Here is a 12,000-nt window from a genome sequence, read left to right as displayed (position 1 = left end):
CGTCGTGTAAACGTCGCTGCAAATGATCAGAAGAACGAGACGAGGATGACCCCGGCTGGTTACGCGATCCTGTTCTTCGGCGCGCTGGCCGGCGGTTTCGTCTCCGGCCTTGCCGGCTTCGGCACCGCGCTGATGGCGCTCGGCATCTGGCTCTATGTGCTGCCGCCGACGCTTGCGGTGCCGCTGGTGCTGGTCTGCTCTGTCATCGCGCAGGTTTCGACGCTGCCGTCGATCTGGAAGAGCATCGATTTCCGTCTGGTCTGGCCGTTCGTCATCTGCGGCCTCGCCGGCGTGCCGATTGGCATCCTGCTGATCGCGCGGGCCGACCCCGGCGTGTTCAAGCTGACGATCGGCATCTTCCTGCTGGTGTTCCCGACCCTGCTGTTCCTGCAGCGCAAGCCGATGTCGATCTCGTTCGGCGGCAAATGGGCCGACGGCGCGATCGGATTTGCCGGCGGCATCCTCGGCGGCCTCGCCGGACTGTCCGGTCCGCTGCCGATCCTGTGGGCGAGCCTGCGCGGCTGGGGCAAGCAGCAGCGGCGCGGCGTGTTCCAGATATTCAACTTCACAATTTTGGCGGCCGCGCTTCTCATCCAGATCGCCAGCGGCCTGGTGAAGCCGGAGCTGATCTGGCTGGTGGCCTGCGCGTTTCCCGGCACGCTGCTCGGCGCCTGGCTCGGCGCGCGGCTCTATCACGCGCTCAGCGACCGCAATTTCTCCGACGTGGTGCTGGTGCTCTTGTTCCTGTCCGGCGTGGCGCTGGTCTGGAACGGGCTGCCGCCGCGATGATCAACCGCCATCGCAAACTGGCTGAGCCGGTCATCCCACCGGCTCAAGACAAACGCGTTCCGGAGCAACTTCGCGCGCCGGCGGCACGAGACGTTTGCTGAATTCGCGACGCAGCAACCACAAGCTCAAACCGGCCTGCAGCGTCGTCGTCACGATCGACAGGTACCACACATGCTCGATCCGGAAGCCGGGCCGCGTCGAGAGCCAGATCACCGGCACCGCATAGGTGACGAGACGCACGACCGAACTCAGCAACACCGGCCTGGTGTTGCCGAGACCCTGGAACACGCTGTTGCAGGTAAAGATCAGTCCCTGCGCGACGAGATTCATGGAGACGAAGTGCAGAAACTGGGCGGCGACCGCCATGGTCTCGCGATCGTTCGAGAAGCCGTCGAGCAACAGCCCCGGCTTCCACTGCGCGAGAACGGTGAAGACGATCATCACGACCGTGCCGATCAGCACCGCCTTGACGAAGGTCTCCTGCACACGCTTGCCATTGCCGGCGCCGAAATTCTGTCCGACGATCGGGCCGGCGGCAAGCGCCACCGCCAATGCCGGCATCTGGATCAGGCCGAGCACGCGCGTCCCGATGCCTAACCCGGCCTGGGCCGCCGGGCCGAAATCGCGCAGCACATAATAGATCACGCCCATCCAGGCGAAGATGAGCGCGAACTCGCCGCCTGCAGGCAGGCCGACATTGAGGATCCGCGTCCACTGCCGGAGTTGTGGACGCCATTGCGCGGGATCGAATCCGACGTAGCGTTCAAGCTTGCGGAAATACGCGAACAGCATCAGCACGCCGATGAGAACGGCGATCGAACTTGCCAGACCCGCCCCGGCGACGCCGAACGCGTGACCGGTGCCCCAGCCTGCGATCAGGACCGGCGCCAGCGCGATGTTGATGATGACCGCGACCGCCTGCACCAGCATGCTGGGCCGCACGATGCCGGTAGCCCGCAGCGCTGACGCCATCACCTGGGTGATGAATTGCAGCGCCAATGCCGGCATGAACCACAGGAGATAGGTGGTGCCGGCTTCGATGGTGGCCTGGTCGGCAGCGACCGAGCGCATATAGAGGCGCGACAGCAATGCCCCCGCGCACAGCGTCAACAGCCCTGATAGCACCGACAACACGATCGACTGATTGAACACGAGGTTGGCATCGCTGCGGTCCTTGCGTCCCACGGCATGCGCGATCAGCGCGACGGTGCCGACGCCCAGCACCTGCATCAGCGCGTTGACGAGGAAACCGGCATTGCCGGCTGCAGATACCCCCGCCACGGCGGCCTCGCCGAGACCGGCGACAAAATACAAATCGACCAGTTGGCAGATCATGATCGTGATCATGCCGACCACGATCGGGGGAGCCATGACCAAGATGTGGCTCACGATGGAGCCGCGCGTAAGGTCTTTCATTTCAATTCCATTCTCAAATCGATTCTGAGGTCAATTTGGGCCGCGTGGCTGCCGGAGATGAATCCGTCAGCCACGCGCCATCGCTCACTCCGCCGCCGCGGCCTGGCCGAACTCGGTCGCCTGCCGCTCGAACAGGCCGCGGTAGATGCCGCCGGGACGTGCGGCGAGCGCCTCATGGGTGCCCTGCTCGACGATCTCGCCGCGATCGAATACCAGGATGCGATCCATGCTGCGCACGGTCGACAGCCGGTGCGCGATCACGATCGAGGTCCGGCCCTTCATCAGCCGCTCCATCGCTTGCTGGATCAGCGCCTCGGACTCTGAGTCGAGGCTCGAGGTCGCTTCGTCCAGGATCAGGACCGGCGCATCCGCCAGGAAGGCGCGCGCCAGCGCCACGCGCTGCCGCTCGCCGCCCGACAGCTTGACGCCGCGCTCACCCACCAGCGTGCCGTAGCCCTTCGGCAGCCGCATGATGAAGTCGTGCGCATTGGCAAGCCGCGCCGCCTGCTCGATCGCCTCCATGCCGGCGCCCGGCCGGCCATAGGCGATGTCCTCCGCCAGCGTGCGGTGGAACAGGATCGGCTCCTGCTGCACGATCGCGATCTGGCTGCGCAGCGATTGCTGCGTCGCCTGCGCGATGTCCTGACCGTCGATCAGGATTCTGCCACTGGTGACGTCGTAGAGCCGCTGCACCAGCTTGACGAAGGTCGTCTTGCCGGAGCCGGAGCGCCCGACGAGACCAACGCGCTCGCCCGCATCGATGTCGACCGACAGCCCGTCATAGAGCGGCCGGCGATGGCCGCCATAGTGGAACGTGACGTCGTCGAACACGATGCGGCCGCCCTGGATGTCGATCGTTCCAGCGTCGACCGCGTCGACAATGCCGAGCGGCTCGCCGTGGATCTGCACCAGCTCCTCCATGTCGTTCACCGAACGCTGCAGGTTGTTGATGTGCATGCCGACATCGCGCAAGTACGCGTGGATGATGTAGTAGCTGGTCAGGACATAGGTGACGTCGCCCGGCGTGGCGCGGCCGGCCGCCCACAGCAGGATCGCACCGCCGATCACCGAGGCACGGAAGCACAGCAGCACGAGCAGCTGCGCCGTCGAAGTGTGGTTGTAGCGGAGCCAGGTCCGCCGCACCCGGCGGCGCCAGCGGCTGATGACGCCGTCCAGCCTGATATCCTCGCGGGTCTCGGCGCCGAACGACTTCACCACCGCGTTGCAGGTCAAGGCGTCGGCCAGCGTGCCGCCGACCTTGGTGTCCCATGCATTGGAGACGCGCGCGGCAGGCGCGACGTAGCTCACCTGGAACGCCATGGTCATCGTGACATAGATCACCGAACCTATGGCGATCACCGCGCCGAGCTGCGGCCAGTGCAGCCCGAGCAGGATCATCGAGCCGAGCAGCACCACGAGCGACGGCAGCAGCGCCATCAGGATGGTGTCGTTCAACAGGTCGAGCGCCCACATGCCGCGCGTGACCTTGCGCACGGTGGAGCCGGCGAACGAATTGGCGTGCCAGTCGGTCGAGAAGCGTTGCACCCGCATGAAGGCCTGCTGCCCGACATCGGACATCGTCTTCAGCGTGAACGGCACGATGGTCGTAATGCCGACCAGCCGCAGCATCAGCGACAGTGCACCGAGGCCTACGATGGCGCCGAATGCCAGCATCGCGGCATGGCGCGCGGCGGCATCCGTCGAACCCGCGGTCAATGCGTCGACCAGATGACCGGAGAATACCGGCATGAACAGGTCGGCGGCGGTCGCACCGAGGAAGCCCGCGGTCACGGCGGAGGCGCGGAGCGGCTGCTCCAGCCAATGGCGGAACACGAATGGCAAGACGATCCGGATCGCGGCCGGTCGCTTGGATGTCAGAGAGGTCATGGCACATTCCGGCCACGCCTTTGCAGCGCAAGCCGGCTCCACTTAAGGCGACTGGCGGACGGAATCCGGCCGCAGGAGTCGCTGAAAACAATCGGTAATTTGTTGGGAAGCTTTGATGATCGGGGATCAGGCCCGATCAGCGCCGGGAGCTAACGCGTAAGCGCGTCCAGCACCATCGAACGCGGGCGCACGATCTGCGAAATAAACGACTTCATGCGCATCTCCCGGGTTCGAGTAAGGAATGCGCTGCTTATAAATGCATCAGGCGCGATTGGCAAGATGACAAGCGCGTGAGTGCGGCACTGTGTCGGCGATGCAACGCTCTGCACGCGAGCGGGCGCACACGACGCGCGCGATGCCGATGCTCTCAATGCGCGTCGCCGCCGGCGTCGGTCATCGGCGGCGGCTTGTTGACGAACAGCACCAGCAGGCTGAGGCCGACATAGAACAGCGACAGCATGAAGAAGGCGTCGCCATAGCTCATCACCTGGGCCTGGCGGTGCACGATCTGCGAGAGCTGCTTCATCGCCATCAAGGTGGAATCGCCCATGCCCTGCAAACGCTGGGTGAAATTGTTGAGGGTCTCGACCGCGGTCGTGTTACCCCAGGTCACGCGGTCCTGCAGCCGCGAGATGTGCAGATCGGTGCGGTCGTTGAGCGCTTCGTTGATCAAGGCGAGCCCGACCGCGCCGCCGAGATTGCGCATCAGGTTGAACAGGCCGGAGGCGTTCTTGACGCGGTCGGGCTCGAGCGTGGCGAGCGCGATGTTGTTGGTCGGCACCATCGCGCACATCATGCCGATGCCGCGCAGGATCTGTGGCACCAGCAGCTCGTAGAAATCGTACTCGCGCGTGATCCAGGTCATCTGCCAGGAGCCGAGCGCGAAGGTGACGAGGCCGAAGGCGATGATGTAGCGCAAATCGACCTTCTGCATCAGACGGCCGACCACCGGCGCCATGAAGAACATGGTGATGCCGGAGACGAACATGGTCTCGCCGATCATCAGCGCACTGTAGCCGCGGACCTCCGCGAGATAGCGCGGATAGACGTAAGTCAGGCCGTAGAGCCCGATGCCGATGCAGAACTGCAGCACGCAGCCGACCGCGAAGTTGCGGTTGGAGAAGGCATAGAGATCGACGATCGGCTCCTCCACGGTCAGCACCCGCCAGAAGAAGGCGATCGCCGAGACGAAACAGATCGCGGCGCAGATCGCCACCGAGGTGTCCTGCAGCCATTCATATTGCGGACCTTCCTCCAGCACATATTCCAGCGAGCCGAGGAAGCCGCCCATGAAGATCAGGCCCCACCAGTCGAAGCGCTCGAGCAGCGCGAAGTTCGGCTGGTCGAAATCGACCAGCGCCAGCACACCTATCGTGATGATGATGCCGGGCACGATGTTGATGAAGAACAGCCAGTGCCACGACATCAGATCGGTGATGAAGCCGCCGACCGTCGGCCCGACGGTCGGCGCCAGGGTCGCGACCAGCCCGATGATCGGCGCCACGATGTAGAACTTGGAGCGCGGGAAGATGGTGTAGGCCGAGGCGAACACCGTCGGGATCATGCCGGCGCCGAGAAAGCCCTGCAGCGCGCGCCACAGGATCATCTGCTCGATCGTGGAGGCGAAGCCGCACAGCAGGCTGGACACCGTGAAGCCGAACGCCGAGATCGCGAACAGCAGCCGGGTGCCGAGCGCGCGCGACAGGAAGCCGGACAGCGGGATCGCGATCACCTCGGCGATCAGATAGGCGGTCTGCACCCACGACACTTCGGTCGAGGACGCCGACAGGCCGGCCTGGATCTCGGTGAGCGACGCCGAAACGATCTGGATGTCCAGGATCGACATGAACATGCCGAACACCATGATGATGAACGCAACCACCCGTTTCGGCTGGAGGCGCTCGGACTCCGAGGCGCCGGCCATCATCGAAGGGGAAGCAGTGGTCGCGTCGGCCATGGGCTTATCAAGCTCCGCGCTTCGAACCCTCAGGTCCGAAGCTTCAAGGCATCACTGCGGATGGATCATCATCGACGCGTCGAGATCGGTATCGGCGTCGGCGTCGGCCGCGCCCTCCCTGGTGTCGACGGTGGTGTAGACCGACATGCCGGCGCGCAGCATGCCCTGCTTGGCGACGCTGTTCGGCACGCGAATGCGGACCGGCAGGCGCTGCACGATCTTGGTGAAATTGCCGGTGGCGTTGTCGGGCGGCAGTAGCGTGAACACCGAGCCCGCGGCCGGCGAGATGCTGTCGACGATGCCGGTGAACTTGCGGAAACCGTAGGCGTCGACCTTGATCGTCACCCGCTGGCCGGGACGGATGCGCTTGAGCTGCGTCTCCTTATAGTTGGCGTCGATGAAGACGCCGTCGAGCGGCACCACATTGCCGAGCCGCTGGCCGACATTGATGTAGTCGCCGGTATTGACCAGGCGGTTGGAGAAGGTGCCGTCGACCGGCGCGCGGACCTGGGTGAAATCGAGATCGCGCTCGGCCTTGGCGAGCTGGGTCTGCAATTCGGCAAGCTGGGCGCGGGACTCGGCCTGCTGCGCCCTGGTCACATCGACATTGCTCTTTGCGGCATCGAAGGCGGCCTGCGCCGAGCGCACAGCGGCGGCGCCCTGGTCGCGGCCGGCTTCCGAGACCTCGAAAGTGGCGCGCGAGGCAAAGCCCTTGGTGCTCAGCGCCTGCTGGCGATCGAAATCGAGATCGGCACGCTTCAGGCCGGCCTGGGCAGACACGAGTTGCGCCTGTGCCTGGTCGACCGAGCTCTCCGCCGCAGCGACCTGGCGACCGAAGCGCTCGATCGTCGCCTGCTGGGTCGCGATCCGGGTGCGCGCGGCATCGGCTGCGATGCGATAGTCGCCGTCGTCGATCCGGAAGATCACATCGCCGGCGCGCACCAGCGCATTGTCGCCGGGCAGGATCGCCGCGATATGGCCCGCGACGCGCGCGCCGAGCATGGTGTTGTTGGCGCGGACATAGGCGTCGTCGGTCGAGACGTAGAAGCGTCCGACCATCAGGTAATAGGCGGCATAGCTTGCGGCCGCGATCGCGAGCAGGCCGACCACGCCCATCATCACGAATTTGCGCTTGCCGGATTTCGGCGCAGCCGCAGCGGGCGAAGCCGCCGGCTGCTCGGGCGCAACCGCGGGCGGCGCCTCGGCGGGACGCTTGAATTCGTCGGCCCTTTTGGTTTCGTCAGTTCTAGCCTGCTCGCCGAGATCGGCGGATGCGTCGCGCGCCTTCGCGTCCTCGGCCATCTCTGGCCCGGAACGAACAATGCGTGCAGCCTGATCTCGTGCTGCGGCCATAGCCGAGGCTCCCCAAAAAAAGTCTCGATGCCCGCAGTGGCGGAATAAGGGCCGTGCGGCTCATCGTCACTCCCACCAATAGCATTGACCGAACCGTTCGGTCAATCTATATTCCCTCGGCAGGGATTATAACGCTTCGATTCTCAACCTTGCGCATTCCGGGTTGAGTTCTTTGGCGAGAAGCTAAATCAATGGTTGCAGCCCCCCGAGCCTCCCTCCAGCCCGTCGGCGAGGAAGAACCGTCAAAACGACGCCAGATCCTGGACGGCGCCCGCAAGGTGTTCCTGGAGCTCGGTTTCGACGGCGCCAGCATGGGCGAGATCGCCCGCGCCGCCGCCGTCTCCAAGGGCACGCTCTATGTGTATTTCCCCGACAAGGCCGGGCTGTTCGCGGCGATCGTCGAGGAGGAAAAGCTCGAGCAGGGCAAGGTCGCCTTCAATTTCGATCCGACGCGCGACGTCGACACCACCCTCCCCGAATTCGGCCGCGCCTATGTCGCGGTGCTGTGCCGGCCCGGCGGCGGTTCGGCGATCCGCACCGTGATGGCGATCGCCGAGCGGATGCCCGAGCTCGGCAGCCGGTTCTACACCCACGTGATCGCCCACACCGTCGACCGCTTCGCCGCCTATCTCGAGGCGCGCGCCGCGCTCGGCGAGCTCGTGATCGATGATTATCAGCTCGCGGCCTGGCAGTTCATGCAGATGTGCCAGGCGACGCTGTTCCAGGCGTTCATCTTCCAGGCCAATCCGTCGCCCTCGTCGGAGCGGATCGCTGTTGTCGTCGACAGCGCAACGCGGGTGTTCTTCGCCGCGTACCGGCCGAAGCAGGCGAACTGATCTCGCACCGTCATTGCGAGGAGCGTCAGGGACGAAGCAATCCACTCTTCATCCTCGCGGCGCGATGGATTGCTTCGCTTCGCTCGCAATGACGGGGAGAGATTAGCGCGCTACCATGGCCGTTGCGGCGCCAATTCGAGGATGGCCATCCATGAACGACCCCAGCATTCGGCATATGCACCCGGACGAGATCACGCTCGCGGTGGACTGGGCCGCGGCGGAGGGATGGAATCCCGGCCTCGCCGACGCCGCGTGCTTTGCCGCCGAGGATCAGCAGGGATTTTTCGTCGGCGAGTTCGACGGGCGGCCGGCCGCGGTGATCTCCTGCGTCAATTACGGGGCGCAGTTTGCGTTCCTCGGCTTCTACATCGTGCGTCCGGATCTGCGCGGCCGCGGCCATGGCCTGAAGATCTGGAATGCGGCCATCGCGCATGCACATCCACGCGTGATCGGGCTCGACGGCGTGGTGGCGCAGCAGGCGAACTACCAAAAATCCGGCTTCGCGCTCGCTTACGCCAATGTGCGCTATGGCGGCATGGTCGCAGCACCTCCGGCGCCGAACGCTGACATCATCGCGCTGGCCGATGTGCCGGCGGCGCTGATCGAGGCCGATGACGCCACGGTGTTTCCGGCGCCGCGTCCGGCCTTCCTGCGCGCCTGGATCAATACACCAGGACATCTCGGGCGCGCGCTGTTGCGCGACGGCGCTCTCGCCGGCTGGGGCGTGATCCGCCCGTGCCGCACCGGCCGCAAGATCGGTCCGCTTGTCGCCGATGACCGCGCCGGCGCCGAGACCATCCTGTCGGCATTGCTTGCAAGCGCCGGCAGTGGCGAGATCTTCCTCGATGTCCCCGCCGTCAACCGCGACGCCGTCGCATTGGCGGAAGGCCTCGGACTCTCGCCGGTGTTCGAGACCGCGCGGATGTATACCGGCGCGATCCCGCCGTTGCGGATCGATCGCGTGTTCGGCGTCACGACGTTCGAGCTAGGCTAGCGCTTCGGTCCTGGTTGAGAACCGAAGCGCCGCAAGACTCCCAGTCTAGTTCGCCGCCGCGTTGATCTGCGGCGCGGCACTGCCCTGCTCCAGCTCCACGGGCAGTCCGGCAAAGCGGCGCAGCGCCTGCGCCATCTTCACGCGGCCGCTGACGCCCGTGATAATGACGTCGACCATCACGAACGACGAGTGGAAGTGGCCGTGCCCCTTGAGCTGCTCGACCTTGACGCCGGCCTTGGCAAGCGCGTCGCCATAGGCAATGCCCTCGTCGCGCAGCGGATCGAACTCCGCGGTGGCGATGAACGCCGGCGGCAGGCCGCCGAGCTTGCCGCGCAGCGGCGCGACGCGCGGATCGGTGCGGTCGGCGGGCGAGCAGTACAGGTCCCAGAACCAGAACATCAGCCCGCGGGTGAGGAAGTAGCCGGCCGCGTTGTCGACATAGGACTGCCGGTCGAAGGAGGAGTCGGTGACCGGGCAGATCAGGAGCTGGCCCGCGATCTCGGGCCCGCCGCGATCGCGTGCGAGCTGGCAGGTGACGGCCGCGATGTTGCCGCCGGCGCTCCAGCCCGCGACCAGCACGGGCCCTGCCCGGCCGCCAAGTTCGGCGGTGTGGGCGGCGATCCAGCGCGTCGCCGCATAGCCGTCTCGGCCGCCGCCGGGAAGCGATGCTCGGGCGCGTGGCGATAACCGACGCTGACGATGATCATGCCGGTGCGCCGGCACAGATCGCGGCAGAACGGATCGTCCGACAGCTCGTCGCCGAGCACCCAGCCGCCACCGTGGAAATAGACCACGATCGGATGCGGCCCCGGCGTCGCCGGCCGATACAGCTTGTAGGGCAGCGGGCCGTCGGCACCCTGCAACATGCCGGTGCCGACTTCGCCGACGGGACGGCCGGCAGGACGGCCCTTGTTGAACTCGGTCAGGAAGTCGCGCGCGCCCTGCGCACCCATGGTCTCGATCGGCGGCAGGTTCATCTCGGCCAGCATGCCGAGCACCAGCCGCACGTCCGGCTGCAGCCGCACGACCTCGCCGTCATTGCACTGTTCGGCGACGCCGGGACCCGACAGCTTGAAGCCGAGCATGCCGCGGCCGACCACCTCATTGCAGATACTGCGATACGGGCCGACGCCGCCGGTATAGGGCATCACGCCCTGCGGCTTGCCGGGCACGTTGGCGCCCGTGTACCAGGTGTTGGCGAGCCGGTGCAGCGTCAGGGTCGCGCAGTCGGCCATGTGCCGCTCCCAGCCGGCCTGCGCGTTCTCGGTCGCCTCCATCGTGGTCAAGCCGGCGTCGCGCAGCGCGGCGATCCGCTCCACCACCCAGTCGACATGCTGCTCGATCGACACCGCCATGTTCGACAGCACCGACGGGCTGCCGGGACCGGTGATCATGAACAGATTGGGGAAGCCCGCGACGGTGACGCCGAGATAGGTCTGTGGTCCGTGCGCCCAGACATCCGACAGCGACTTGCCGCCGCGGCCGGAGATCGGATGCACCGCCATGATCGCGCCGGTCATCGCGTCGAAGCCGGTGGCGAACACGATGACGTCGACATCGAAGCTGCGCCTGTCGGTCGCGATGCCGTTCGCCGTGATCGCCTTGATCGGCTCCTGCCGCAGATTGACCAGCGTCACGTTCGGTTGTAGGTCGCGTAGTAGTTGGTATCGAGGCAGGGACGCTTGGCGCCGAACGGATGATCGTGCGGAGCGAGCGCCGCGGCGATCTCGGGATCCTTGACCACGGCGCCGATCTTCTCGCGGATCAGATCGGCGACCAGCCGGTTGCCGTCGACATCGACCGCCTGGTCGGCCCACAGCTGGGTCAGGATATGAACGAGGTCGCCCGCCGCCCACGCCTTCTCGAAGCGCTCGCGGCGTTCGGCGTCGCTCAACTGCCAGCTCACCACGGTCTGCTGCGGATACGGCACGCCGGCCATCGACCAGCGCGCCTGCTCGCGATAGGCCGCGCGGTCGGTCTCGAAATAGGTCTTGCGATCCTCAGGCGCCGGGCCGTTGCCGGCGGGCAAGGCGAAGTTCGGCGTGCGCTGGAACACGGTGAGTTGCGCGGCTTGTTCGGCGATCAACGGTATAGACTGAATGCCCGACGATCCGGTGCCGATCACGGCGACCCGCTTGCCCTTGAGATCGACGCCCTGATGCGGCCAGCGGCCGGTGAAATAGATCTGGCCCTTGAAATCCTTGGCGCCGTCGATCTCCGGCGGCTTCGGCGCCGACAGGCAGCCGGTCGCCATGATGTAGTAGCGGCACGAGACATTGGCGCCGTTGTTGGTCGAGATCTGCCAGCGCGCGGTCGCATCATTCCAGGTCGCCTGCGTCACCTTGGTGCCGAAGCGGATATCGCGGCGCAGATCGTAGCGGTCGGCGACGAAGCCGAGATAGCGCAGGATTTCCGGCTGGGTCGCGTATTTCTCCGACCAGGTCCAGGCCTGATCGAGCTCGGGATCGAAGGTGTAGCTGTAATCGATGGTCTGGATGTCGCAGCGCGCGCCGGGATACCGGTTCCAGTACCAGGTGCCGCCGACGTCGGCGCCCTCTTCGAGCGCGACCGCGGAGAGGCCCGCCTTGCGCAGCCGATGCAGCAGATAAAGACCGGCGAAACCGGCGCCGACGACCGCGACGTCGACTTGCTGCGTGGTTCCGCTGTGCGTGGAGTCCGAAGCGCGTGCTGCAACTGCTGCGTCTGGCATGCCATTCCTCCCGTATGTTTTGATTTGACGGAAGGCTAGCCCTGCGCTTTCAGTTTGT

The 12,000-nt window shown here is 65.8% G+C and carries 8 protein-coding genes and 1 pseudogene; 3 read left to right on the top strand and 6 right to left on the bottom strand.

All coding sequences use genetic code 11. The features are described 5' to 3' along the window. The first annotated feature begins 45 nt into the window (after positions 1-45). Positions 46-789 (top strand): sulfite exporter TauE/SafE family protein, encoded by a 744-nt coding sequence (locus HAP54_RS25095; RefSeq protein ID WP_166304596.1) that lies wholly within the window; start codon positions 46-48, stop codon positions 787-789. A gap of 30 nt (positions 790-819) precedes the next feature. On the opposite strand, the gene HAP54_RS25090 is transcribed toward HAP54_RS25095, so the two are convergent. The 4 genes from HAP54_RS25090 to HAP54_RS25075 form a co-directional block, all read right to left on the bottom strand. Further along, entirely contained in the window at positions 820-2,205 is a 1,386-nt protein-coding gene (locus tag HAP54_RS25090) for an MATE family efflux transporter (RefSeq protein ID WP_166304593.1), read from the bottom strand. Between the two features lie 84 nt (positions 2,206-2,289). Beyond that, positions 2,290-4,092, bottom strand: a complete 1,803-nt coding sequence (locus HAP54_RS25085; RefSeq protein ID WP_166304590.1) for an ABC transporter ATP-binding protein — start codon at positions 4,090-4,092, stop codon at positions 2,290-2,292. A 367-nt stretch (positions 4,093-4,459) separates the two neighbouring features. Beyond that, complete coding sequence (locus HAP54_RS25080; protein ID WP_166304587.1) at positions 4,460-6,049, bottom strand: DHA2 family efflux MFS transporter permease subunit; 1,590 nt, start codon at positions 6,047-6,049, stop codon at positions 4,460-4,462. A gap of 51 nt (positions 6,050-6,100) precedes the next feature. Then, positions 6,101-7,402, bottom strand: a complete 1,302-nt coding sequence (locus HAP54_RS25075; RefSeq protein ID WP_166304584.1) for an HlyD family secretion protein — start codon at positions 7,400-7,402, stop codon at positions 6,101-6,103. A gap of 191 nt (positions 7,403-7,593) precedes the next feature. On the opposite strand from HAP54_RS25075, the gene HAP54_RS25070 reads away from it, so the two are divergent. Together HAP54_RS25070 and HAP54_RS25065 are read left to right on the top strand one after the other, a co-directional pair. After that, on the top strand, positions 7,594-8,238 hold the full coding sequence (locus HAP54_RS25070; RefSeq protein WP_166304581.1) for a TetR/AcrR family transcriptional regulator: 645 nt from the start codon (positions 7,594-7,596) through the stop codon (positions 8,236-8,238). Positions 8,239-8,389: 151 nt separating this feature from the next. After that, a complete protein-coding gene (locus HAP54_RS25065; RefSeq protein ID WP_166304578.1) occupies positions 8,390-9,232 on the top strand; it encodes a GNAT family N-acetyltransferase in 843 nt (280 codons plus the stop codon). Positions 9,233-9,277: 45 nt separating this feature from the next. Here HAP54_RS25065 and HAP54_RS25060 read toward each other — a convergent pair. Then, a pseudogene (locus HAP54_RS25060) lies at positions 9,278-10,098 on the bottom strand (alpha/beta hydrolase). 767 nt (positions 10,099-10,865) lie between these two features. Next, positions 10,866-11,942, bottom strand: coding sequence for an NAD(P)/FAD-dependent oxidoreductase (locus tag HAP54_RS25055; protein WP_339156856.1), 1,077 nt, complete (start codon positions 11,940-11,942; stop codon positions 10,866-10,868). Between the last annotated feature and the right edge of the window lie 58 nt (positions 11,943-12,000).

This window comes from Bradyrhizobium sp. 2S1 (assembly GCF_011516625.5).
GTDB classification, from domain to species: Bacteria; Pseudomonadota; Alphaproteobacteria; order Rhizobiales; family Xanthobacteraceae; genus Bradyrhizobium; species Bradyrhizobium septentrionale.
The sequence above is the reverse complement of the archived record's forward strand: the minus strand, read 5'-3'. Positions and strand labels throughout refer to the sequence as shown.